This is a genomic window from Vibrio kagoshimensis (assembly GCF_050337535.1).
Lineage (GTDB): Bacteria > Pseudomonadota > Gammaproteobacteria > Enterobacterales > Vibrionaceae > Vibrio > Vibrio gallaecicus.
Map to the genome: position 1 here is coordinate 24,981 of NZ_JAKJSZ010000019.1, position 24,115 is coordinate 49,095.

General features: G+C 39.3%; 21 protein-coding genes. 12 read left to right on the top strand and 9 right to left on the bottom strand.

Translation table 11 applies throughout. The annotated features are described in order from the left end of the window. Nucleotides 1-130: 130 nt before the first annotated feature. Nucleotides 131-454, bottom strand: coding sequence for a hypothetical protein (locus tag L4C37_RS17195; RefSeq protein ID WP_137373115.1), 324 nt, complete (start codon nucleotides 452-454; stop codon nucleotides 131-133). 697 nt (nucleotides 455-1,151) lie between these two features. Between L4C37_RS17195 and L4C37_RS17200 the strand changes: the two genes are divergently transcribed. Together L4C37_RS17200 and L4C37_RS17205 are read left to right on the top strand one after the other, a co-directional pair. Beyond that, a complete protein-coding gene (locus tag L4C37_RS17200; protein ID WP_429769326.1) occupies nucleotides 1,152-1,826 on the top strand; it encodes a SanA/YdcF family protein in 675 nt (224 codons plus the stop codon). A 188-nt stretch (nucleotides 1,827-2,014) separates the two neighbouring features. Further along, nucleotides 2,015-3,385, top strand: coding sequence for an SLC13 family permease (locus L4C37_RS17205; protein ID WP_137373114.1), 1,371 nt, complete (start codon nucleotides 2,015-2,017; stop codon nucleotides 3,383-3,385). Nucleotides 3,386-3,607: 222 nt separating this feature from the next. Here the strand turns inward: L4C37_RS17205 and L4C37_RS17210 are convergent, their stop codons facing one another. Then, nucleotides 3,608-4,903, bottom strand: a complete 1,296-nt coding sequence (locus L4C37_RS17210; protein ID WP_429769282.1) for a GGDEF domain-containing protein — start codon at nucleotides 4,901-4,903, stop codon at nucleotides 3,608-3,610. 311 nt (nucleotides 4,904-5,214) lie between these two features. On the opposite strand from L4C37_RS17210, the gene L4C37_RS17215 reads away from it, so the two are divergent. Together L4C37_RS17215 and L4C37_RS17220 are read left to right on the top strand one after the other, a co-directional pair. Then, nucleotides 5,215-6,039 carry a DUF2797 domain-containing protein gene (locus L4C37_RS17215; RefSeq protein ID WP_429769283.1) on the top strand — a complete coding sequence of 275 codons (825 nt, stop codon included), beginning with the start codon at nucleotides 5,215-5,217 and terminating at the stop codon, nucleotides 6,037-6,039. A 229-nt stretch (nucleotides 6,040-6,268) separates the two neighbouring features. After that, nucleotides 6,269-6,616, top strand: a complete 348-nt coding sequence (locus L4C37_RS17220; RefSeq protein ID WP_137373111.1) for a c-type cytochrome — start codon at nucleotides 6,269-6,271, stop codon at nucleotides 6,614-6,616. 49 nt (nucleotides 6,617-6,665) lie between these two features. Here L4C37_RS17220 and L4C37_RS17225 read toward each other — a convergent pair whose 3' ends face one another. The 4 genes from L4C37_RS17225 to L4C37_RS17240 all read right to left on the bottom strand — a co-directional run bounded on the left by L4C37_RS17225 (nucleotide 6,666) and on the right by L4C37_RS17240 (nucleotide 10,147). Beyond that, on the bottom strand, nucleotides 6,666-7,898 hold the full coding sequence (locus L4C37_RS17225; RefSeq protein WP_429769284.1) for a cysteine desulfurase-like protein: 1,233 nt from the start codon (nucleotides 7,896-7,898) through the stop codon (nucleotides 6,666-6,668). After that, a complete protein-coding gene (locus tag L4C37_RS17230; protein WP_137373292.1) occupies nucleotides 7,882-8,538 on the bottom strand; it encodes a 2OG-Fe dioxygenase family protein in 657 nt (218 codons plus the stop codon). Before L4C37_RS17230 ends, L4C37_RS17225 begins: the two co-directional genes overlap by 17 nt. 475 nt (nucleotides 8,539-9,013) lie before the next feature. Then, on the bottom strand, nucleotides 9,014-9,595 hold the full coding sequence (locus L4C37_RS17235) for a hypothetical protein (RefSeq protein ID WP_273296283.1): 582 nt from the start codon (nucleotides 9,593-9,595) through the stop codon (nucleotides 9,014-9,016). Nucleotides 9,596-9,763: 168 nt separating this feature from the next. Beyond that, on the bottom strand, nucleotides 9,764-10,147 hold the full coding sequence (locus tag L4C37_RS17240; RefSeq protein WP_429769285.1) for a DUF6575 domain-containing protein: 384 nt from the start codon (nucleotides 10,145-10,147) through the stop codon (nucleotides 9,764-9,766). 412 nt (nucleotides 10,148-10,559) lie between these two features. Here L4C37_RS17240 and trxB point away from each other — a divergent pair, with 412 nt between their 5' ends. The 3 genes from trxB (at nucleotide 10,560) to cydC (ending at nucleotide 15,153) form a co-directional block, all read left to right on the top strand. Continuing rightward, nucleotides 10,560-11,519 (top strand): thioredoxin-disulfide reductase, encoded by a 960-nt coding sequence (gene trxB, locus L4C37_RS17245; protein WP_273296286.1) that lies wholly within the window; start codon nucleotides 10,560-10,562, stop codon nucleotides 11,517-11,519. A gap of 135 nt (nucleotides 11,520-11,654) precedes the next feature. Continuing rightward, entirely contained in the window at nucleotides 11,655-13,439 is a 1,785-nt protein-coding gene (gene cydD, locus L4C37_RS17250) for a heme ABC transporter permease/ATP-binding protein CydD (protein ID WP_429769286.1), read from the top strand. After that, nucleotides 13,432-15,153, top strand: coding sequence for a heme ABC transporter ATP-binding protein/permease CydC (gene cydC / locus L4C37_RS17255; RefSeq protein ID WP_429769287.1), 1,722 nt, complete (start codon nucleotides 13,432-13,434; stop codon nucleotides 15,151-15,153). Before cydD ends, cydC begins: the two co-directional genes overlap by 8 nt. 123 nt (nucleotides 15,154-15,276) lie before the next feature. On the opposite strand, the gene serC is transcribed toward cydC, so the two are convergent. Together serC and L4C37_RS17265 are read right to left on the bottom strand one after the other, a co-directional pair. After that, the gene (gene serC / locus L4C37_RS17260) at nucleotides 15,277-16,380 is read right to left on the bottom strand and encodes a 3-phosphoserine/phosphohydroxythreonine transaminase (RefSeq protein ID WP_429769288.1); all 1,104 of its coding nucleotides are present in this window, start codon (nucleotides 16,378-16,380) and stop codon (nucleotides 15,277-15,279) included. 155 nt (nucleotides 16,381-16,535) lie between these two features. Further along, nucleotides 16,536-17,798 carry a DUF945 family protein gene (locus L4C37_RS17265; protein ID WP_429769289.1) on the bottom strand — a complete coding sequence of 421 codons (1,263 nt, stop codon included), beginning with the start codon at nucleotides 17,796-17,798 and terminating at the stop codon, nucleotides 16,536-16,538. Nucleotides 17,799-17,982: 184 nt separating this feature from the next. Between L4C37_RS17265 and L4C37_RS17270 the strand changes: the two genes are divergently transcribed. The 3 genes from L4C37_RS17270 (at nucleotide 17,983) to L4C37_RS17280 (ending at nucleotide 21,174) form a co-directional block, all read left to right on the top strand. After that, a complete protein-coding gene (locus L4C37_RS17270; RefSeq protein ID WP_429769290.1) occupies nucleotides 17,983-19,947 on the top strand; it encodes an ATP-binding protein in 1,965 nt (654 codons plus the stop codon). Further along, entirely contained in the window at nucleotides 19,940-20,437 is a 498-nt protein-coding gene (locus L4C37_RS17275; RefSeq protein ID WP_273294505.1) for a response regulator, read from the top strand. Before L4C37_RS17270 ends, L4C37_RS17275 begins: the two co-directional genes overlap by 8 nt. Before the next feature lie 185 nt (nucleotides 20,438-20,622). Beyond that, nucleotides 20,623-21,174 (top strand): hypothetical protein, encoded by a 552-nt coding sequence (locus L4C37_RS17280; RefSeq protein WP_137373100.1) that lies wholly within the window; start codon nucleotides 20,623-20,625, stop codon nucleotides 21,172-21,174. A gap of 95 nt (nucleotides 21,175-21,269) precedes the next feature. On the opposite strand, the gene L4C37_RS17285 is transcribed toward L4C37_RS17280, so the two are convergent. Further along, nucleotides 21,270-21,851: a TfoX/Sxy family DNA transformation protein gene (locus L4C37_RS17285; protein WP_137373099.1), complete on the bottom strand. Its 582-nt coding sequence runs from the start codon at nucleotides 21,849-21,851 to the stop codon at nucleotides 21,270-21,272. Nucleotides 21,852-22,222: 371 nt separating this feature from the next. On the opposite strand from L4C37_RS17285, the gene L4C37_RS17290 reads away from it, so the two are divergent. Together L4C37_RS17290 and L4C37_RS17295 are read left to right on the top strand one after the other, a co-directional pair. After that, entirely contained in the window at nucleotides 22,223-23,143 is a 921-nt protein-coding gene (locus tag L4C37_RS17290) for an HDOD domain-containing protein (RefSeq protein ID WP_429769291.1), read from the top strand. Between the two features lie 18 nt (nucleotides 23,144-23,161). After that, nucleotides 23,162-24,067: a LysO family transporter gene (locus L4C37_RS17295; RefSeq protein ID WP_273294501.1), complete on the top strand. Its 906-nt coding sequence runs from the start codon at nucleotides 23,162-23,164 to the stop codon at nucleotides 24,065-24,067. The last annotated feature ends 48 nt before the right edge of the window (nucleotides 24,068-24,115 follow it).

Below are 24,115 nucleotides of genomic sequence, written 5' to 3' on the forward strand. Positions count from 1 at the left end.
AACTAGCATTAAAGAGGAAGCAGGTAAGCTATTTATGAGCACTAGAACATATTCTATGTGCTCAGTTTAAATCCAATAACAAAAATTCAGTAGTATTGGCGGTACACACCGTAAATCTTTGTAGTAATACTTATGGTGCTAAACACCTGTTTGAATTAAGGAATAAGACTGTCTCATCAAATATTTGAACTATAATAGTTTGATCACTTTTCTTATCAAGAGAGCTTGTGTCATAAGTAAGCCCGTCCACTATAATGGATTCTACAGGGTCAAACTCTCTTCCACTTAATATTCCCCCACACTTTTTAAGTGTTCTCTTTAAACTCTCTTTACTTTCATAATTAATAATTACTGTTTTTTCACTACTTGAACTATTTACAATGGATGGTCCATATCCACGATCATAGCAACCAAATAGATTACAAGTTAACAAAATTAAAATTAGTTTTTTCATTAAACCATCCTTAATATGGATTCCAAGAATCAGCTCCCGCCCCTGGGTGAGAAATCTCTAAACCCCCGTAATTTTGAGCTGCCTGTTCAAAAGTATTGTTAAGAGTTGCAAACTCTCCTGATGTTAAGTAACCAACGGCAAAAAATACACCATAAGACTCATATTGTAGAGTATGAGCTTCTTCACGCGCCCCAAAATTAACATCTAGATCACCATATGCCCCATATATTGAGGGTTGACTTTCGTTCCATAGATAAACAGATTTATTAGTGTTCGGTCATTAATTCTAAATGCCGTGTTATAAGCATTCATTAACAAAGAACGACAGCGAGCGTTTTCTTTACCAAATAAACGACTTAACATACGTTTCAGTTCAGTCTCAGCATCAAACAGTTCGTCGTCATCGCCAAAGGTTTCTTGTGCTGCTTAACAGTAGTCATCACCGACCAAAGCGGTAGCGCCCTAACCCACCAATGCTGAAGATTTAGCGTTAGGATTCTCGACAGATCCAGAAAGCCCAGCAGCTTGAAAAGTTACTTCAGAAAAGGATGTAACTGTTATTTAGGCCTTTAACAACGACAATTCGATTCTTATAATAGCCACTTCATATTTTTCATGACGACTCGACAAGGATTTTCAAAGCTTGAAATCATTTAAGTCTAACTGCTTTCATCTTCTATTAAGACTACGCTCAAAGGTGCGTGAGCTTTCTGTGATGTTTGGTATTTTGCTACTGACCATGGTTTTTACTATTACGGCTATTGATCTCTGGGTTTCTTGGCAGGCTAAAGGTCGCATTATCATGTCTATCGAGTCGGTTCCTGAGCGAGAAGTCGCGGTAGTATTAGGCACCAGTAAATACTTAGGCCGAACCCTCAATGAGTATTACTCCCACCGCATTGATGCCGCTATCGCTTTATTTGAACAAAATAAGATTCAACAATTTTTACTTAGTGGTGATAACGCCCACCGTTCATACAATGAACCATGGACAATGAAACGCGACTTATTAAAAGCCGGTGTACCGGAAGATCGTATAAACTTAGATTATGCTGGCTTCAGGACATTAGACTCTATTGTTAGAGCTAAAGAAATATTTGATACGGATAACTTTTTAATCATTACTCAAAAATTTCATTGTGAGCGTGCCCTCTTTATTGCTCACTCATTTGATATAAATGCACAATGTTTAGCTGTCTCGGGTCCAACAAAGCATTCAGGTATAACTATCCGTTTAAGAGAAGTGTTCGCACGAAGCAAAGCATTTTTGGACTTATACATCATTGGTACAATGCCTAAATTCTTAGGTCCTAAAGAACCAATTCAAGCTAAACCACACGCTTCTGAACTTTCTTTAAAAGTAGACGTGTAGATTTCTATACATTTTAAATTTGTCGCTTCACACTTTCTAATCTTCCATTTAAAACACACCAACACACACTCCTTAACCTAAGTAACATTCTTCCAACAAAGTTCACACCTTACACGAAGTTAACCATGGTCTACCTCGTCAATAATAAGCTGTAAAAGCAGAACGAGGTCCAGCAAAAGGAGCGTCTTATGACGGCATTGGTCACCACACTGAAGCACTGGCTGTTCACACGTAACAGCATGATTTTAATCGGCAATATACTTTTATTTACCATTCTTTTATCCACATTACCTTTTGAATCTAGCGTCAATACTGGGCTAAGCATTTTGGTTTTCGTTGCCGTTTTATGGTTAACAGAAGCTATACATGTCAGCATTACCGCTTTGCTTGTGCCATTACTGGCGGTGTTATTTGGCGTATTCAATACATCCACGGCACTATCAAACTTTTCGAACCCTATTATCTTTTTATTCTTGGGTGGTTTTGCTCTCGCTGCCGCGTTAAATAAACAAGAATTAGATAAAGCCATTGCCGATAAAGTTTTAATCATTGCTAAAGGTAAAATGTCTGTTGCAATCTTCATGCTATTTGGCGTAAGTGCTGGACTGTCTATGTGGATATCCAATACCGCGACTACCGCAATGATGTTACCTCTAGTACTTGGTGTGATGAACAAAGTCGATCAAAGAGAAGACAGAAATACCTATGTATTTGTTCTTTTAGGTATCGCTTATTGTGCTTCAATTGGTGGTATAGCAACTTTAGTCGGTAGCCCGCCTAATGCTATTGCAGCTGCGGAAGTAGGCTTAAGCTTTACAGAATGGATGGCGCTAGGTTTACCTATCTCTCTAGTATTAATGCCGATTGCGATGATCATCCTTTATGCCATGACGAAACCTCAACTAAACCATACATTTGAGTTAGACCATAAACCAGTTGAGTGGACAAACAGCAAAAAAATCACTCTTTCAATTTTCTTACTCACAGTAACACTCTGGATTTTCGGAAAACCAATAAATGCCATGATAGGCGGGTTCTCTAAGTTTGATAGCTTAGTTGCTATTGGTGCTATTGTTCTGCTTGGTGCATCCCGTGCTGTTGAATGGAAAGACATTGAAAAAACCACAGACTGGGGAGTACTAGTTCTGTTTGGTGGCGGTATCTGTTTAAGTAACATTTTAAAGGCTACTGGAACCAGCGTTTTCTTAGCACATTCATTAAGCGGATTCTTAGAACAAGCAGGTGTATTGCTGACTATTTTAGCCGTCGTGGCGTTTGTTGTATTCTTAACAGAATTTGCAAGTAATACCGCAAGTGCTGCATTGCTTGTCCCTGTATTTGCGACAATAGCAGAAGCGTTAGGTATGTCACCGGTGATCCTGTCAGCTCTTATTGCAGTGGCTGCATCATGCGCCTTTATGCTACCAGTCGCGACACCACCCAATGCCATTGTGTTTGCATCAGGTCATATCAAGCAAAGCGAAATGATGCGTGTTGGTATGGTTCTCAATGTGGTGTGTATCTTAGTACTTACTTTATTCGCGTGGATATTCTGGTAAGCCTTAGATAGATAGCAAGTCATCAACTCTGGTTGATGCATGAAACTAAATCAAAAAGCATTAAAACGCCGTTTAGCTAACGGCGTAAATGAGCACTACTCTGCAGGAAAAATCAAACCTTCTTCCCCGATGATTTGAACATACCTTTCCAGCAGTTTCCCTTTTGGTGGCTTTTGCCACCTTTTTTTATTTTCAGCAACGTTTGGGTGAATGAACCCGAACTTAATAACTGACGACAACCTTGTTTCGGCCTAAATGTTTAGCTTGGTATAAAGCCTCGTCCGCTCGCGCAATAGTCTCTGTTACTCGTTCATGCCTCATCGCCGCCACACCTACACTGCACGTCATGCCATCTCCATGAACCCATAAATGTTGCTCAACTAGGTGGCGAATTCTTTCTGCTTTATTTTGACCCTCACTTAAACTCGTTTCTGGACAAAATATAATAAACTCTTCCCCTCCCCAGCGAACCAACTTATCGGTTTGGTTAATTCCGCTACCCATCACCATACTAAACTCACGTAAAATATCATCGCCCATTTGGTGACCATATTTATCATTAATCTGCTTAAAGTAATCAATATCGAAATAAAGCATAACCAGCTGCCCTTGCTCAGATTTCACTTGTTGAGCTTGCAGTTTCAGCCAATCCCGCACCGCGTGTCTATTCAAAGTGCCAGTCAATTCATCGCGGTGTGCCATCTCTGAATATTCAAAGTTTTGTTCACGCAAGACTTGGTTAACATGCTTTAGGTGTAGATGTCGCCTTTCAGCTTTGGCTACAGCTTTACGGGAACGATTTAGCTCAACAATAATGAATATAACGCCAGTACTGACCCATACACCCAATAACAGTAGGAAAAAGTTGTCGGCGGCTATGTATGAACCTTCAAATTCAATACTCCGAATAATGATTTTATGTGTCCCAAGTTTTGCACCAGAACCAGTGGCAAACTCAACCTTATTCACATTGCTGTATTCAGGAGCAGAATATTCCATAGCGATATCATTATCCGCCAACCACCATGTCATGACTTGCAAATTGGCTATCGGGATTTCAAGTACGCCTTGGCTTACACCTGGAGAGAACTCCATGCCGTTGTATTTATGAGTATGTTCATCATCTAACGTGGAATAAGCAGGATTATAGTTTCGTAGATACGTTCGTAATCGCCCACTCGATTTTTCATCTGTAATGTAATCGATGTTAACGCGGAAAGTATGGTAACGAGAAAGATCCAAACCAATGGAAGGATCAGAGTTGATATGTATAGACAGCCCACAATATGGCCAGGGGTATTCCGATTCAACGAGCTCACAATTTAACGTATATAACCCATCTTCAATAGACAGCTGGGAAATACTTTTCCCACGATCAATTCTATCGGATGTTGCAAAAAATGCGTACTCTTCAGGGTCGATCGCAATTAAAACTGTGTTGCCATTAAGCCGATAGTACTGAACTGCTGCGAGTGTTGATACCACTAAAAATATGACTATTTTATGTGCCCATTTCACGGTTGTAGCTTCCTGAAGAGTATTAAGTTAATTGTTGTGCCACTGAATCGAACTAAGCCAATTGTCTTACTTTTATTCAGTCTATTATCATTAACTTTATATCACGAGTTTGTAATATGTCATACACTAAAATAAAAAAGCTTAATGGCTCATCAAATTAATGAAGAAAATGCACCAATGCTCTATCTCAGAACATATCTAAAGCCAAATTCATCAACTGTTTGATATACTCAAGAAACTAGCTCAGTGACTATTAAGCATCGAACGAATGTAGGGTTCTGAGCGTAAATATAATTATTTCGAGTAATGTCATGTCTTTATTAGCAACAGGGACACTCAAAAAAATGAGTGCTTCTCTTGATGGTACCGTATCTTATCGCCTACCTGTAGGAAATGAATTTGTGGAGCTAAATCCACTCATCGGTCAATCCATCACTCTCACCCATACCGGTAACATTTTTTGTAGTGCGTGTGGTAAGAAAACCAAGAAAAGTTATTCACAAGGTCACTGTTTCGTATGTATGCGTAAACTGGCGAGTTGCGATATGTGCATAATGAAGCCAGAAACTTGTCACTACGAAGAAGGCACATGCCGTGAACCTCAATGGGGTGAAGATAACTGCATGGTAGATCATTTTGTATACCTATCTAATACCTCCAGCTTAAAAGTGGGGATCACGCGTCATACTCAGATCCCAACGCGTTGGATAGATCAAGGTGCGACTCAAGGCTTACCGATCTTGAAAGTAAAAACTCGTCATATCTCTGGTTTAATTGAGATTGAGTTAGCGAAACATATCGCAGACAAAACCAACTGGAGAACATTGCTCAAAGGCGATGGGGACGATATTGAATTAGTAGAGCGAGCTAAAGAGCTTTTACCATTGGCAGAAAATACTATTTCAGAAATAAAGGCAAAATACGGGGATGATGCAGTAGAAGTGTTAAGCGAAAGCATCACACCTTTAAGCTACCCGGTAGAGCAGCATCCGGTTAAGATTACGTCTCACAATTTTGATAAGAACCCTGAAGTAACAGGGACTCTGCAAGGTATAAAAGGTCAATACCTAATCTTAGATACTGGAGTTATCAACATTCGTAAATTTAGCTCTTACGAAGTTGAGGTATCGGCTTAGTTATTGTTGCTTTAAGGATAAAATTAATTCAGCGTATTTACCTCATATGTCGATACGCTGAAGATCCTTAACTCTTTCCCACCCATATCACTTCTTTATTCGTGTAACGCCTAAGTAATTTTATCTTAGCAAATGAGACTTCATAGTAATTTTCAGCCATTCCAATTATGCATAAAAATGCTTATCTGATAACATTGATTAATCATTAAATACGATAAAAGAAGTCCTTATGAAGATCTTCACCTTTATATACTTATCTCTATTTTCATTATGCAGTTATGCCACAAGTGACTTCGAATTAGGAAAACAACTCTATTCAATGCAAGACAAAGGTGGTTGTGTAAACTGCCATGGCTCAACAGGATCAGAGCCCTTAATTTCTACTTACCCTAAAATTAATGGACAAAGTGAAGAATATTTAGTGAGTCAGTTACTCGCATTTTCTAATAAAACACGAAAGAGTGGCTTATACCCTTTGATGGAGCTGGTCATTGATGAGTATACCGTTGAAGAAATCAAGCTCATCGCTTTATATCTATCAAAAGTAGATTCAGAAAGTAGTGATAGTAATAAATAAAAATGACGACCCAAAGATCGTCATTAATTTAATCATTCTTGAAAAAGAGTTAACTTCTAGTTATCCCTTCTAGTACATTAAATAACAGATCAATTTCTTCTATTGAGTTATAGTGCATACAGCCAATTCTGACTACACCCTGCTCCTCAATATTAAGCTGACGTACAAGACCTAATGCATAAAAATGCCCATTCCAAACACATATATTATGCTCACCTAAAGCACGAGCTATGTACTCCGTTGAGTGTTTAGGAAATGTAATCGCGAAAGTTGGAGTTCGACAATCAGAATTATGCTCTGTACGACCATATAACGTCACACCATCAAGCTCAGTTAAGCGAGTCAAAAAGTATTCACTTAACTTAGATTCATGCTGATTATACAATTTATAGCTTTGCTCTAACCTTCTTCTCAGTGATGCATCTGCATCACCTAATTGCGCCAGGTACTCGATAGCAGCAATCAGCCCAGCAAGCGCTTCAAAACTTTGAGTGCCGGTTTCAAACCTGCCAGGTCCAACATTTGTTGCAGGTTCAACCTTGTATGGATTTAAAGTATGCAGCCATTGAGGAGCAATATACGCAATTCCAATATGGGGACCAAAAAACTTATACGCCGAACAAACTAAAAAATCACAATTTAGTTTCTGTACATCAACTAAATGGTGGGGAGCGTAATGAACAGCATCCACATACACTTGAGCACCAACATCGTGAGCCAACTTAACCACGTCCTCTACATCAACAATTGAGCCTGTTGTATTCGATGCAAACGTCACTGCGACCAATTTCGTTTTAGCATTCAATAAAGACTTAAAATGGTCCATATCTAAGCTGCAATCATGTTCATTCACACGAACTTGGTGAACGATAACACCTTTATCTTCTGCTGCTTGATTCCAACTCGATACATTCGAATAATGATCAAGAGCTGTCACAATCACTTCATCACCTTCCGACCAATCTCGACTGATGGTACGACTTAGCTGGAAAGTTAAAGACGTCATATTTGCGCCAAATACAATATTTCCCGAAGACTCAGCATTTAATAAAGCTTGTGCAGACTCTCTAGCTTGCTGCATGAGACTTGTTGTTTTTTGACTTGAGAAATAATGGCCACCTAAATTAGCATTAAAGTGCCCCAAATATTCAGTCATAGACGAAAGGACGGATTCAGGAACTTGAGAGCCACCCGGACCATCAAAAAACGTCACTGGTTTATCGTTGTGATACTGGCCTAAAGCACTAAACTGTTGGCGAATTTCATTAAGATTGAAGTGCATTGCGAGCATCCTTTGCCGTAAGTACAAATACATCCATATGGCCAGCTTGATCATATTCTATCGTTCGAATAGGTTGCGCGTTATGCCATAGTTTACTATCCGCTAGAATCGCCACTTCACCGTTATTCAGTATTTTTCTAAAAAACGGAGCTTCGTTATAATCTTGATACAGCATGATTTCTCCCCCAACAATGTTATGTCGAGAAATACCTACTAAAGCAATATGATCGAAACCATCTTGATGCACTCCTTCTGGTGCAACTTGAGTTTCTTCATAAATAGCAGAAATACGCATCTGGTGAATTTCAATTTCTTGCCCATCTTGCAGTTCGTTGCTTCGAGTAAATAGCGCACACATTTCTTGCATACCTACACCGTTTAGGATTTGCGGCTCAATAGCTTCAAATTGTCTAACAACGTTGCCTTGAAAATGGTTTATATCATCTGATTGGACGAAGTTATGTTTATCTTGCTCTACGACTTTACCTTCACAAAACCGCACAACAGAGTATCGACGTAAACGGTATTTACCATCAGCATGTTCAGTACTTGGAAGCTGAGAAAATGAAGGTGAAAGTTCCTCAATAGCATGATTACTTAGGTGCGTAATATGTAAAGTATTCTCGCGAGCATGTAACATCATCGACTCCTTAATGATTGTTATTTATTTACTTTTAACATTTAATTTACATCAAAAGGATACGCAATAATTCCGCTAAAACAAGTTTATGCAGCTCAAAGTTTCACTTTTTCACTTAAAACAAAGTTAATAACCATTAATAACCGAAAAACCAGTCACACTCTCCAGTTTAAAAGTTAGACAACATCAAAATCCAGAACACTTCACTAGTTCAATATAATCGGTTAAATTATTCGTAATTATTAGTGAATAATAGCTATAAATGATTTAAGTACCTTTTCGCCAATAAATAACAAAAGTCATGTCATTCTTGATTTTTTGGTTAAGCAAGGTGAGAAGGGGAATCTAATTTGTGGGCTTTTTATAGTGAAACATTGCTCGTAGTTTATACGAGCGATAAGTTAATAATACTCAATAAGAGCCAAGTTCGGGGGGAGCTCGACTCACTCTAACTTTTCAAATTCCTTTTTTGATACTAGTTCAATATATTTCCATGCGAATCATCACTCTTATGAGCAAACTCGACTGCTGCTATCTTTTCTTCCGCTTCTTGATCTGTGATGACATCCATCTCAGCTAACCATCTAAATTTACTTATTTCTTGATCTAAGCCGTTGTCTAAATTTATTTCACCGTACCATGCAGATAACTGTGCTTTTTTCCGACTCTTTATTTCATCAATAATCTGATCATGCTTTCTGTCATTCATGACAAAAATATTCCCATATTCTGTTTTAAAGACTGAGTATTTAATTTTTGTAAACGCAAACCAACCTAAGCAAAGTAGCCCAATTAAAAGCCAAAAACCACGACCTGTTAATGGTAAATCGTTATAAATAGCCGTCCCTAATTGATAACAACCCAGCAAACACCATAAACCACCAACATTTCTTAACCATTCATTTCGCTCAATGCTTACTGAAGATTTATCAGGAAAATTAGCATAGTGGAGGTCAAAATCGTCGGAACCTGTCTTATCTTTAAAAGCAAAGTTTAATGACTCATCACCAAATTTGAATACATGCTTATTAGAAAATTTCTTTTGTTTTATTTCCATATCTTTCTCATTTTTCTCTTATATATCCAAATAACGTTTGAGATGTAATATATATTATTTTTCAATGAGTTGAATTTTATAAAAGACTTAGAGATACAATCTGTTGCATTGATCACAAAGCTTTACCATACATACTAAAGTTGATCGGTAAGTAGTACATTTTCGCGACTACAGGCATGCTTCTTCAAGGTCAATTTCAAAATCTATGGGAGGCAGGTTTACCAAGTGCTTATTCATTCCATTGACCCGTTCTACCTTCGCGGCTTTTCCTACTCCGTAAGAATAAATTGAAGCAATATACAGCTCAGCAGCTTGGTGAAATGCGTCATGGAAACTCACTTGGTTGTTGAGCAAATTTGCTAACAAAGGCTTAGTGACGGGTATGTAAGCCCATTTAATACAGGAACCTTCATCATAATCCCCACTCCAGTACACCATATACCTTTGAGTGTGTTCATTTTTCACAGAGAAACACTTAGGTCCTAATAAATCATCATACATTTCAATTAGTTCTAACTTTCCTAGCTGCGTTCCTGTAGGGAGTAAGTTCATTGCTTGTTCCTCATGTTCATGACTTTGCTTATCAAACATTAGATTTAAGCTTACAATGAAATGCTGTATTTATATACAGTTATTTACTGAGCCTGTTAGAAACTTAACAGACATCAGACAAGTCATGAAACATGGAAGCCTGCTCAATCAGGCACTCAATAAATAGTGGCGACAAGATGGCGGCAGAGGTCCCCGAAATGAGCCTTTATATGTATATACAGCGAGCACCATTGGCTAACCTATTGATAATGCAGCAAACCCTTGATGTGCTTAGGTTCATAAAAATCACCTTATGTTCTAACCTATAACCATTAATTACAATCGAGGTCTTGTTTAAACTTTTATTGCCTCCATATTTTCCATACAATCCTAGGCTATAAAAAATAAAAACGTATTCAAGTTTGGAGTCCTAATGAGCGACGTAAAGCATTGTAATTTATTAATTCTTGGTTCTGGCCCTGCCGGCTATACTGCTGCTGTTTATGCAGCACGCGCTAATTTAAATCCAGTGCTTGTGACTGGTATGCAGCAAGGTGGTCAATTAACCACAACAACTGAAGTAGAAAACTGGCCAGGAGACGCAGAAGGCTTAACTGGTCCTGATTTAATGGAACGCATGAAAGAGCATGCTGAACGTTTTGAAACTGAAATTCTATTCGACCATATCAATGAGGTCGATTTATCTCAGCGTCCATTCAGACTAAAAGGCGATGCAGGTGAGTTCACTTGTGATGCACTGATTATTTCTACTGGTGCTTCTGCAAAATATCTAGGTTTAGAGTCAGAAGAAGCATTTAAAGGACGTGGCGTATCAGCATGTGCGACTTGCGATGGTTTCTTTTACCGCAATCAAAAAGTTGCAGTTGTAGGTGGTGGTAACACTGCTGTTGAAGAGGCTCTTTACCTTTCTAACATCGCATCTGAAGTTCATTTGATTCACCGCCGCGAAACGTTCCGTGCTGAAAAGATCCTAATCAAGCGTCTCATGGATAAAGTCGAGAATGGAAATATCATTCTTCATACTGATCGAACTTTAGATGAAGTGCTAGGTGACGACATGGGCGTTACAGCCGTGCGTATAAAGGATACTCAATCTGATAAAACTGAAGATATAGAAGTTATGGGTGCGTTTATTGCTATTGGCCACCAACCAAATACTGCTATCTTCAAAGGTCAGTTAGAGATGAAAGATGATTACATCATTGTTCAATCAGGCTTAGAAGGTAACGCAACACAGACTAGTGTTGAAGGTGTATTCGCTGCTGGTGATGTTATGGATCATAACTATCGCCAAGCCATTACTTCAGCTGGTACTGGCTGCATGGCTGCTCTTGATGCAGAACGATTTCTTGACGCACTGACGGATAAATAAAAATCGAATTCATGTTTATGTAACAATTATCCAAAATTGTCATAAATCCATACAGCCCAGTGGTATATCCACTGGGCTTTCTTTTGTATACTACCCGACTTCAAACCTAAGAATAATTATCATTAAGCCTTCATAATGGATAAGACAAAACAACGCACCTTGAATAAGTGGCTTAAACAGCAAAGTAAGTTAGCTAAGCGCTGGCTTATGATTGCTATTGGCCTTGGCGTACTTTCAAGCATATTTTTGCTGGTACAAGCTGCCCTACTTGCCTCTATTCTTCATCAACTCATTATTGAAAATGTCGATAAGTCCGAACTTGTCATGCATTTTATTGGTTTAGCACTTTCAGTTGTTGGACGAGCGGGCTGTACTTGGGGACGAGAAATTGCTGGTTACCGATGTGGTGAGCAAATTCGAATCTATATAAGACAGCTGATCTTGGACAAACTCAGAGAGTTGGGGCCTGCCTACATCAAAGGCAAACCCGCTGGTAGCTGGGCAACTTTGCTTTTAGAACAAGTTGAAGACATGCAAGATTTCTTCTCTCGTTATCTCCCTCAAATGTCCCTCTCGGTTTTTATCCCGTTCATCATTTTGGTTGTGGTCTTCCCCATTAACTGGGCTGCTGGTTTAATTTTCCTTTTGACTGCTCCTCTTGTTCCAATGTTTATGGCACTTGTTGGAATGAAAGCGGCTGATGCTAACCGTAAAAACTTCAAAGCATTACAGCGTTTATCCGGTCACTTTTACGATCGATTGCAGTCAATGACGACCATTCGTCTGTTCAACCGAGCAGATGCAGAAACTGAAGTCCTACGTGGTGCATCTGAAGTATTCAGAACCCGTACAATGGATGTTTTGAAAATAGCTTTCTTATCATCTGCTGTTCTTGAGTTCTTCACTTCGCTTTCAATTGCAATGACCGCGGTTTATTTCGGTTTTAGCTATATTGGTGAACTTAACTTTGGTCACTATGGTGTGGGTGTCACTCTATTCGCTGGCTTGTTTATTTTAATTTTAGCTCCCGAGTTTTATCAGCCTCTGAGAGATTTGGGTACGTTTTACCATGCTAAACAGCAAGCAGTAGGTGCAGCAGAAAGCATTGTGGAGTTTTTGGATACTGATATTACTAAAGTTAAGTCGGGCAATATTGATTTGGCATCCCCTAGCAGTATCTCAGTTGAAGCCAGCGATCTAAAAGTAATCAGCCCGGAAGGTGTTGAGCTTGTCGGTCCAATTTCATTTATTTTAGACCCACAACAATCAACTGCATTAGTTGGTCCAAGTGGTGCCGGTAAAACCAGCTTGATCAACGCTATTTTAGGTTTCATGCCCTATGAAGGTAGTTTGAAGATCAATGGTATAGAGTTACGAGAACTTGATTTGGCTTCATGGAGAAAACAAATCAGCTGGGTTGGTCAAAACCCGTTACTGCTTCATGGAACTATTCGAGACAATGTCACGCTAGGTAAACAAGAAATTTCCGAATCTGATATCCATCAAGCACTGTCGCAATCTCACGCTGATGAATTCGTCAACCAACACGGTCTTGAATACATGATTTCAGATCGTTCAGGTGGTTTGTCAGTCGGTCAATCTCAACGTCTAGCACTCGCTCGTGCAATGATTCAAAACGGACAGTTTTGGCTATTGGATGAACCGACAGCAAGTTTAGACGCTCGCAGTGAGCAACTGGTTATGCAAGGCATCAATTCTAATATTGATGACAAAACAGCATTACTGGTGACCCATCAACTCGAACCTCTTAAAGCCGTCGACAAAATCCTTGTCATGCAAAACGGAAAGCTGCTTGAACAAGGCAATTATCAGCAACTGTCTCAAGCTGGTGGTTTATTTGAAGAAATGCTCAGCGCGAATTTAGCTCAACATAACAATGAGGGTAATTTAGATGCGTGATTTACTGCCTTACCTTAAACTCTACAAAAAACACTGGTTTGGCTTATCGCTAGGCATGCTACTGGCATTTGCTACGCTTTCGGCCTCAATCGGTTTGCTGACTTTATCTGGTTGGTTTATTTCCGCATCAGCAGTAGCTGGTCTCACCATTGCACGTGAAACATTCAACTACATGTTACCTGGAGGCGGTGTCCGCGGGCTTGCTATGAGCCGAACTGCTGGTCGCTGGGGTGAACGTGTTGTTAGCCACAATGCTACATTTAAGCTGTTAACCGATCTTCGAATTTTCTTCTTCCAGAAGCTGACTCCGTTAATCCCTGGACGCATATCCAATCTGCGTGATGCCGATTTATTAAATCGCTTAGTCGCGGATGTCGATGCAATGGATCATGTCTACCTAAGACTTGTTAGCCCTGTCACCGTTGGTGTTCTTGGTATTCTTTGCTTAACGTCATTCCTAATGTGGTTTGACAGTTCATTAGGCTTGCTTCTTGGTGGGATTTTAGTCGTTCTCCTTGCAGTATGGCCTGTACTTTTTTACAAGCTAGGACAGCGTAACGGTGGGCAACTCACCCAAAACAAAGCGAATTTGCGAATCACGACACTAGATTGGATTGAAGGGTACAGTGAGCTTACCCTATTCGGTGCAGAAGAGCGCTACCGTAACGCAATCTTAGTTTCTCAGCAGAAGTTGATGAATAACCAATATGTTAACGCCAACTTAACCGGGCTCGCTTCTGCGCTGTTGATGCTGCTTAACGGTTGGACACTGGTACTTATTCTGTGGTTATCCGCTGATGGTGTTGGCGGAAATGCGCCAGACCCGTTTATCGCTTTGATGGCGTTTGCAACTATGGCAAGTTTCGAATTATTAATGCCAATCGCCGGCGCTTTCCAATACCTAGGTCAAACACTGTCTTCAGCTAAGCGACTTAATGAAGTTATTCTGACAAAACCAGACGTTGAATTTCCAGAACAAGCGGCTTCATTATCATCTGAACTAGATATCCAATTTTCTGATGTGACGTTTAATTACCCAGATTCTGAACACAATGTTCTTTCGAACGTTGAATTGTCCATTCCAGCAAAAAGTAAAATGGCGATTGTAGGACAAACTGGCTCAGGTAAATCAACATTAATCCAGTTACTGACTCGTTACTGGGATCCGAAAAATGGCGACATTTCTATTGCAGGCACTTCATTAAAACAATGGAGTGAAAAGCAGTTAAGAGATTCAATCAGTGTTGTAAGTCAACGTGTTGATATTCTTAACGGCTCACTGCGTGATAACTTATTAATTGCGAAGCCTGATGCCTCAGATACAGAATTGAGTGAACTACTTACTAAAGTTGGGCTTGTGAAATTGCTGGATGATACTGCATTAGATGCATGGCTAGGTGATGGCGGTAGACAGCTTTCTGGTGGTGAAAAGCGCCGAATTGGTATTGCCCGCGCAATTTTGCATAATGCCCCAATTCTACTGTTAGATGAACCAACAGAAGGGTTAGATAAGCAGACTGAAAGCAGTATCATGTCACTCTTTGATGAACACTTCGAAGGTAAAACGGTTATATTTATTACACACCGTTTGGTTGGACTCTCAAAAATGGATTCAATTGTTCTAATAGAACAAGGTGCAATTATTGAGAAGGGATCACACACTCAGTTGCTAGCTGATAAAGGGCGATACCACCAGTTGCACCAAGCTTTGTAGGCGACACAAAACATAGTTTCAGTGTGTTTTAGACAAATAAAAAAAGCTCCAATTTAGGAGCTTTTTTATTGTTTATCGCGCTGAATATGTAACGCTTAAAGTAGCATTAAACCAAGACGATTATTATGCGTTGTCTTTTTCAAATGCTTTCATGAAATCAACAAGGGCTTGAACACCTTCAAGTGACATCGCGTTATAAATAGACGCTCGCATCCCGCCAACAGCTCGGTGCCCTTTTAAAGACTTCAAACCAGCTTTATCAGCGAGCTCTAAAAATTGAGCATCAAGCTCAGGCTTAGCGAGTTGGAATGGTACATTCATACGAGAACGGTTGTTGGTATGAACATCATTTTTATAGAAATCAGATTCATCAATGTAGTTATAAAGTAACTCAGCTTTTTCACGATTGATATGCTCAATCGCTTCTACGCCACCTTGTTCCTTCAACCACTTAAATACCAAACCAGATAAGTACCATGCGTATGTTGGCGGTGTGTTGAACATTGAATCTTTTTCAGCCAGCACTTTGTAGCTCAATACACTTGGTAACGCCTCGCTTGCTAGTTCCAATAAATCGTCACGTACAATAACGATACAGATACCAGCAGGTCCAATGTTCTTTTGCGCACCCGCGTAGATCACACCATATTTAGACACGTCAATTTGGCGAGATAGAATCGTAGAAGATAAATCAGCGACAATAGGCTTATCGGTTTGAGGAAGTTCGTTAATCGCGATTCCGTCGATGGTTTCGTTCGGGCAGAAATGTACATAAGCTGAATCAGCTGCAACTTTCCACTCACTTGCAGGGATAACCGCAGCTTTGCCATCAATGGTTGTCTTAGCATCAAACGCATCAACTTCGCAGTATTTTTCTGCTTCATTTACAGCACTTTCAGCCCAGTAACCCGCATCGATATATGTCGCTTTTTTGGATTGACCAAGTAGGTTCATTGGAACAGCTGCAAATTGAGCACGTGCACCACCATGGCAGAAAAGCACTTTATAGTTATCAGGAATGCTTAGCAGATCGCGTAAATCTTGCTCTGCTTCGTCAGCAACCTTAATGAACTCCTTACTGCGGTGGCTGATTTCCATCACTGAAGTGCCCAGACCATTCCAATCAATAAAGTCGGCTTGGGCTTGCTTCATTACTGGCTTTGGTAATGCAGCGGGGCCAGCACTAAAGTTATATATATTCTCTACTTTCGGTTCCATTGGGGACATTGCTCCTGCTAAATAATAACTGTGCAAGTAATATCATGTTTTACGTCACATAAAAAGCAACAAAAGAGGTCTTAATACCTCTTTTGTTGTGTATGGATAGAAATACTAAGCTTAGCTGCCAAAACAGCAGAAAGTCAGCCAAGCACTTCTTTTGATTACTGCAGTAATACTGGCATAAGCAGCGTTATCAATGGGATTTCTTGTCCGTTTTCAAAGACTAGATTTCCTTTTGATAATTCCGCTTTAATTTCATAGCCATTTCCCGTTTCTTTAATCATTTCCATAACGATAAGCTCATCAATACCTTCACGTATAAATGGGTATTCTTGAACTAATTCATTTGAGAAATAAGTACTTAAATTACCAGTTAATGCAGGAACAATGGTAGCAGGGTTGCTACTCACATTTTCAGTACCCTCAGGAACACTCACTAACCATTTTGACTCAAATTCACCCTGCCCTAGGTTCAGCGACATTTTGTTCATCGATAAGTCAAAACCTTTTGCGAATAAGATATCAATGTAAGGCACAATGCTCTCGATATCCTCTTGCGTCATGACAGGGCTACTTTGATAGATCTCAAATACCTTTTCAAAAGACTCGCTGTCTAAATTCGAAAGTTCAAAATCAACATCAAGGTTATTTACCTCGCCATCGCTGGTTTTGATTGCTTCAACGCCTAATTTCACATTGCTCTGTAAACGTTTTGTCACTTCATCAAGGTGTGAACCAAATTTATAAGTAGAGCCATCAATTGCTAAGTAAGGTTGCATGCTCGCGTCTGAAACAGAAAATGATTCAATCGAAAAGTCTTGATTGCCAAGCCAATAGCCTTTTGCCTGCTTGCCTTCACCTGTACCCGTTAGATTGGATAGAATAATCTCTTCACCGGTAGGGAAGTCAATCTGAACGGAAGGAATGGAAAGCTCGTAGTTGATTTGTCCTAGTACCGTAGCATGTCCAGACAAGGTAGACTTAGTGATAGAAACTGACGTGCTGTTTTCACCAGAACTTTGGTGATTTAATTGGCTCAACACAAAGTTAAAATCTGTATTTCCGTTTAGTTCTGTCTTCGTAGTAAGCGTCAGAGGTAATTTTTCTGCATCTACAAGCGTCGAAACAGCGCTTAAACTCAGTAAACCATGGTTAATGTCACTATTAACGACAAATTCAGTCGGTAAACCATCAATTTCTAATTGTTCTTTTAGGCTTTCATCTACAACAGTAAATCGAGTCTGAACGGTTGATGATAAGTAACCGCGATCATAATTTAGTAATTCAGCTTCTACACTCGCATTATTGAGGCTAGCAACGCCATCAGTCACAACATTCTGACCAATTTGTCCCACTGCCAAAGGCCAACACAGTGACAATGCAATAGCACCACCAATAGCACCCATCTTTCTTAACTGTTCCATGAACTCTCTTTATATGCTGACTAATATTGTGACAGTCTAGCCTATCAGCAAGAAACAAGAAACATTGAGTTAAATCAGCCTATTGGTTGATTTACATTTTTAGACAATAATTTTAAAGCTAGCTCTCATCACTCCTATCTTTAAGTTGGTAATCTCAGGGTAGTATCATTATGAGAGCCTAATTGTGAATCAATACGCTGTTATTTGCTTAGACAACAACCCAGTAAGCATTGAACAAATTAGACAAGAGCTAGCACCATTAGCCCCAATGTTTGATATCTACACGGTTGATGATTTAGAAGATGCTCATCAAGCGTTAGAGTATGTGCAAAGCCGCGATCAAACCGTTGCTTTGGTCGTCACTCATCATCACTCTGGTTTTAGCGGCGTTCAATTTTTAGTAGAGCTAGAACAATTACCGCATACCAAAACTGCCCATACAATTTTGGTCAGCAGCTCTACAGACATTCAAGCCATTCTTACCGCGGTTAATGAAGGTAGGTTGAATCACTGCTTAACGAAACCTTTGCAAGACAACTTACTTTTTAAAACAGCCCAAAAAGAGCTCACTTCTTTTGTTATAAAGCATGCGCAAGATGACCTTTTGTCTTATAGCCAAGTTCTTGATCACCAGAGATTATTAAGGTCACATATTGAAAATAAAATACGGACTTATCAATCTGGCTTTATTCATGACTTTCATGATCTGACCGATTCAGAGTTAGCTGAAAAAGTGGTCTCAGCCCTACACGAATTTTTCTCTAAAACAGACGAAACTAAAGCACTTCGCCACTATTCTTCAGACCATTTGTTAACCAAAGAAGGTGAAGACAATCGGTTTTTATGGCTAATTACTAATGGTGAAGTCGCCCTCTACAAAAAAGATCAATTGAGTCAGCAAAGAGAAGTGGTAAGACACACCAAAGGTAACCTCGTTGGGGGAATGTCTTTTGTCACCGGAGAGCCTTCATTTTCAACCGCCATAACGCTCACTCCAACCGATGTCATTAAACTTGATAAAGATGTGTTTAGCCAAGTTATGCATTCAAATAGCAGCTTATTGCCATTGTTCACTAATTTGCTTTTACGTCATTTTAACCGCCGGTTACAGCGTAGTATCAACACCAAGATAACGTTACAAGAAACACTTGAGTCACTTGAGTCAGCCCACGAGCAACTGCTTGATAAAGAGAAAATGGCGATGTTAGGTCAACTTATCGCAGGTGTAGCTCATGAGCTAAACAATCCTATAGCCGCGATATTACGCAGTATCGAAACTTTATCAGTCAACATTGAAAGCATCTTGGAAAATGCAGGTCATGAAAACTATTCAAAACAAATGAACACCTTCGCCTCTGCAAAAAATATTCAGCCTTTATCCACCAGCCAAGAACGTGAACAAGTAAATTCTGTCATTGAGATAATCGGTAACCGTTCTTTAGCTAAAAAGGTCGTTAAGCTGCAACTGACAAATGATAAAACGATCCTTGAAACCTTAAAAAACTCACCAAAAGCTGGCAAAGAGTTACTTACCGATTTAGAGCGGTATCATTTAGTTGGAAACTCAATTCGTTCGATTCAAGTATGCAGTGCTCGTATTGCAGATATGGTTAAAAGCTTAAAAAGTTATGCGCGAGAAGATGATGAAAAGCTCAACCTTGTAGATATACATGAAGGGATTGAAGACACTTTAGTCATTTTTGAAAACCGATTAAAACGCCACCATATAGAAAAATATTACGACCACACGATCCCAACAATGTACTGCCAATCATTAGCACTACAGCAAGTCTGGACAAATTTAATTTCGAATACTCTAGATGCCTTGTCTGAAAGTGGTCGAGTTGTCATTTCAACCTCCCAAACTCAATTTGATGATACACCGTTTGTCGTTATTGAAATTGAAGATAATGGGCATGGAATACAAGCTGGAAATTTGGCAATGATATTTGAACCCAATTTTACAACCAAAAAAGAAGGTAATTTCGGGCTTGGTATTGGGTTATCTATATCTCAGCAAATTGTAGCGGCACACCAAGGGTTCATCAAAGCTGAATCCACACCTGCAACACCAGAAAATGAACAAGACGGCTATACAAAAATCCAAGTTTGGCTCCCTTTACACCCTCAAGGAACTTCTTATGAATAAGTATTTAATACTCTGTGTTGATGATGAACCCGAAGTACTCAATAGCGTACTACAAGATTTATCCCCATTTGAAGAGCACTTTGTCGTTGAAGGGGCCGAATCTGTAGATGAAGCAATGGACGTGATCCAAGATATGGAAGACGAAAACACGCCGCTTGCATTAATTCTATGCGACCACATCATGCCAAGTAAGACGGGGATTGATTTCTTAATCGAACTCAATCAACGCCCCTCAACAGTGGCAACTCGAAAACTACTATTAACAGGTCAAGCTGGGCTCGAAGATACCGTTAATGCCATTAATCACGCAGCTTTGGATTTTTATATTTCTAAACCTTGGCGTGGTAACGAGCTCAGAGAGACGCTTATCCAGCAACTGACCGATTATGTCATCGAGAACGATAAACAATTACTCAATTGGACATCTATCTTGGATACAGAGCGTATTTTAAGCGCAATGTCCGATCGAAGAGGTAAGTTTGGAGAGTAATTTCTATTTAGTATGTAAACCTTTATGAATATGGCATTCAATTTGCTTATATTTTGACTAAGCGACAAAGTAATGACATTAAAATGGATTACTTTTTCTCTAGTTATATTAAACTGTCTAAAGTTTATGGTTTGCCATCATGTTCAAACCAAAGGAATTAACATCAATTAAGGTTTACTGTCATTATGCGTAAAATACTACTTACAACTGCTATTTTATTGGCATCTAGCCAAACTCTAGCAGCTACAGACCCGAATCAACCAGAAGTGATGAGCAACTTCAGCTATGACTATTTTGAAGCTCGTATTGGTGCAAGCCCAGTAACGTTCGGTGGTGCTATGAGTAAGTCTATTCACCCTAACGCTCATGCAGTAGCTCGTATCGATTCTGAATTTGAAGGTGACTACGATTCAGCAGTTGGTCTTGGTTTCCATTCTCCAATTAATAACTGGGCAGACCTTACCGGTGAAATGCTAATGCGCATTGTTGATGGGCAAGGTTCAAGTACTTCAACTGAAATTGGTATGGAACTGAATGTAGGTGTGCGTCAATGGTTAGGTCCACAACTAGAGGTTGGTGGTAAAGGCGGATTCGTATCTATTGATGATAATGAGGAATGGATTGGTTCTGTTTATGCTCGTTTCCATTCAACTGAGCTGTTTTCTTTAGGTGCTGAAGCGCGCATTAATGACTTCTACGGTGATCAAGTTATGTTCACTACTCGCTTTAAATTCTAATTAACTGCAACGTATACAAACAAAGCATTTGTTAGAAATATCAAATACAAAAAAACCGAGGATATCCTCGGTTTTTTAATGAATATTTTTTAGTTTTACTGACAACTTTCAAGTAGCTGTTGTTTGCGAGGCTCTTGAAGTAGTTTCCAATGAATTCCGTCGATTGCCCCTGCAAATTTCCAAAGCAGTTTAACATCAACATCATTACCATACGCTTTGCGAACTTTTACAAAGACTTCTGAAGCCCCCAACTGCATAAAAGTAGATACATCATCAACACCCGCTTTTTTAACCATACGCTCCAACGTTAATTGCATATTCGGTAAATCACGTAAGCGTCTGCTTGCCGTTGATTTTTGAAAGCTGCGTTGCTGAATAGAGTTATCAATAGACATTCTGATGATTTCATCTAAGCCAGGATGATCATTAGAAAATAATTGAGTAATATCGTAATAGTTAACTGTTGCTGTCGTTTGCTTCTTAACGTGTCTGTACTTTTCGCAATTTAAATCCGTCAATTTTTTATCTAGAGTATTACCACCTCGAATATATAAACAACCTTCACTGACAAGTGCAAACATGGCTTCGTTTTGAAATAAACCTATACCGCCAAACATAGAACGATTTTGGTATTCTCCGAATGTACCCATGTAGTTATAAAATGCTTGATCCGTCATATCCATTGATCCTTAATCTTATTACCCCGATTAGTATGATCACCAGATAAGCAGCTATATTTACGCGAAAAATGAAACTTTAATTATTTAAGTCGGTGAATATTATTTGTGTGTCTCACCGTTAAATAAATCATACTTTGAAAAGAAAAATAAGTCTGGATTTACCTCACATCAATTGATGAATTAATAAACGTTTTAATGATGAGGTTCACATTATTTCCTAATTTCGGTATTTTTTTGACGTCAATAAGCTTGCAAAAATATGCAACAAGTTACTTTATTCGTGCAGTATAAGGTTTTACATAAAGTATATTGCCTCTCAATACCCCTACTAGTAAAATGCTAAGACTTGCATACTCTCTAGTATTTATATGAATCATTTATCTTTTTTTTGGTTACCACAGAACAAAGCTCTCCTTCTTCAAGGTATTGAAACCGAATTTTCGCAGTTAGTCGGTAACTCTATTGCGACAGGAAAAATCAGCCTTCCCCCAATTCCAGATGTCGTATTAAGAATTCAGCAGCTGTGTACTCAAGATTCAACAGGCATTGTCGATGTCGCAGATTGTCTATTAGAAGACCCCGGTTTAACCGCGATTGTCATAAGAGTCGCAAACTCTGTTGTCTTTAACCGACGTAATATTACCTGTATGGACATTGTCACAGCTGTATCACGCCTGGGGATATTACGAGTTCGGGATATTGTCACCGCTCAAGCTATCGAACAGCTCAAGCATTCCGTAAATTTGAATAAAGTATGTAATGATATTTTAGTTCAAAGTGCCGCAGTCTCTAGAGAATTAGGTGCAGCAATGGTACTAGTGACGAATGAGTTTAAACACTTACGTCCTGATGAATATAAGTACCTTGAACATGAAAAGTCGTTACTTGTGGGTTTATTAGCGGATATAGGGTTATTTTGCTTGGTAAGCGAGTACCACCTTTATCTAGAAAAAGGGAATTACCTCGACCAAGATATCGCCCTACAAATATTCCAAGGTCAGTGCTCTGCAACCAGCAAACTCGTTCTTGGGCATTGGGGCTTTGATGATGACTTCCTTGAAGTTTGCAGCAATGAAGCAAAACCCTCAGATGAAGACGTACTAAGTTATTTAGCCATTGCACGCATTGCTAACCATCTATTAATGTTCAGAAATCAGGATGAAAGAATTGACGAGCATGAGGTGGAATTTAATGCAACTGGGGCTGAAGTATTGTATAAACTCAGCAACTTAAGTGATGTGGAATTTCAATCGCAGATTAATGACGTAATCAATACCAGCGGTTTATAAAGGAATAATGAGGGATTCATGTTTACAGGGATGATTTTTATTTTTGCTCCACTAATTGTGGGGTATTTGTTTTCTATATCTAACGCTAAAGTTCTTGAGACTGTTAACCGCGCTACATCTCAACTTATCTATGTCATCTTAGGTTTAATGGGTCTTAGCCTTGCTGCGTTAGATAATTTAGGAAGCAACCTTCAAACGATCCTTCTTTACACTTTTACATTTTTTATTTGCCTAAGTACTTGCAACTTATTGGCTTTACCTCTGATTGACAAAGCCATGCCTTTAAAAACAGATGGCAGTCAAAATAAACTGCCTTTGTCTTCCATGGCGTTAGAATCCGCGAAATTGATCTTAGTAGTCGGCTCAGGTCTTATCATCGGCTTATTACTACCTTTCGAATTACATTGGGTCGATTCAGCAAGTGAATGGATTTTATTCATCTTATTGTTTTTTATCGGTATCCAATTAAGAAATAGTGGGTTAACACTTAAGCAAATTCTTCTGAATAAGCACGGCATGGTGATCGCGACAACAATCATCATAACGTCCTTAATTGGAGGGGTGATCGCCTCTTTCATTCTTGATATCCCACTATTCAATGCATTGGCAATGTCATCTGGATTTGGTTGGTATTCCTTGGCAGGGATATTGATGGGCGATGCTTTTGGACCCGTTTACGGTGGCGCTTCATTTATGTTGGAGTTATTACGTGAACTCGTCGCACTTGTTGTGATCCCACTATTAATTAGAACCCACCCCGCTACTTCTATTGGCTATGCAGGAGCAACTGCAATGGATTTCACCTTGCCTGTCATTCAGACTACAGGCGGGGTACGTTGTGTCCCCGTAGCAATCGTAAGTGGCTTTATTTTGAGCATCTTAGTTCCCGTGTTAATGCTTTTCTTTGTATCACTCACCAATTAACACTTGGGTATATTAGATTTCATTAAATTAGCTAGCTAGATCGCAGGA

What these genes read in the sequence shown, in the direction of transcription:
- L4C37_RS17195 (WP_137373115.1), bottom strand. Translation starts at nt 454, where the DNA reads ATGAAAAAACTAATTTTAATTTTGTTAACTTGTAATCTATTTGGTTGC.
- L4C37_RS17205 (WP_137373114.1), top strand. Translation starts at nt 2,015, where the DNA reads ATGACGGCATTGGTCACCACACTGAAGCACTGGCTGTTCACACGTAAC.
- L4C37_RS17215 (WP_429769283.1), top strand. Translation starts at nt 5,215, where the DNA reads ATGTCTTTATTAGCAACAGGGACACTCAAAAAAATGAGTGCTTCTCTT.
- L4C37_RS17220 (WP_137373111.1), top strand. Translation starts at nt 6,269, where the DNA reads ATGAAGATCTTCACCTTTATATACTTATCTCTATTTTCATTATGCAGT.
- L4C37_RS17225 (WP_429769284.1), bottom strand. Translation starts at nt 7,898, where the DNA reads ATGCACTTCAATCTTAATGAAATTCGCCAACAGTTTAGTGCTTTAGGC.
- L4C37_RS17230 (WP_137373292.1), bottom strand. Translation starts at nt 8,538, where the DNA reads ATGTTACATGCTCGCGAGAATACTTTACATATTACGCACCTAAGTAAT.
- L4C37_RS17235 (WP_273296283.1), bottom strand. Translation starts at nt 9,595, where the DNA reads ATGGAAATAAAACAAAAGAAATTTTCTAATAAGCATGTATTCAAATTT.
- L4C37_RS17240 (WP_429769285.1), bottom strand. Translation starts at nt 10,147, where the DNA reads ATGAACTTACTCCCTACAGGAACGCAGCTAGGAAAGTTAGAACTAATT.
- trxB (WP_273296286.1), top strand. Translation starts at nt 10,560, where the DNA reads ATGAGCGACGTAAAGCATTGTAATTTATTAATTCTTGGTTCTGGCCCT.
- cydD (WP_429769286.1), top strand. Translation starts at nt 11,655, where the DNA reads ATGGATAAGACAAAACAACGCACCTTGAATAAGTGGCTTAAACAGCAA.
- cydC (WP_429769287.1), top strand. Translation starts at nt 13,432, where the DNA reads ATGCGTGATTTACTGCCTTACCTTAAACTCTACAAAAAACACTGGTTT.
- serC (WP_429769288.1), bottom strand. Translation starts at nt 16,380, where the DNA reads ATGTCCCCAATGGAACCGAAAGTAGAGAATATATATAACTTTAGTGCT.
- L4C37_RS17265 (WP_429769289.1), bottom strand. Translation starts at nt 17,798, where the DNA reads ATGGAACAGTTAAGAAAGATGGGTGCTATTGGTGGTGCTATTGCATTG.
- L4C37_RS17275 (WP_273294505.1), top strand. Translation starts at nt 19,940, where the DNA reads ATGAATAAGTATTTAATACTCTGTGTTGATGATGAACCCGAAGTACTC.
- L4C37_RS17280 (WP_137373100.1), top strand. Translation starts at nt 20,623, where the DNA reads ATGCGTAAAATACTACTTACAACTGCTATTTTATTGGCATCTAGCCAA.
- L4C37_RS17285 (WP_137373099.1), bottom strand. Translation starts at nt 21,851, where the DNA reads ATGACGGATCAAGCATTTTATAACTACATGGGTACATTCGGAGAATAC.
- L4C37_RS17290 (WP_429769291.1), top strand. Translation starts at nt 22,223, where the DNA reads ATGAATCATTTATCTTTTTTTTGGTTACCACAGAACAAAGCTCTCCTT.
- L4C37_RS17295 (WP_273294501.1), top strand. Translation starts at nt 23,162, where the DNA reads ATGTTTACAGGGATGATTTTTATTTTTGCTCCACTAATTGTGGGGTAT.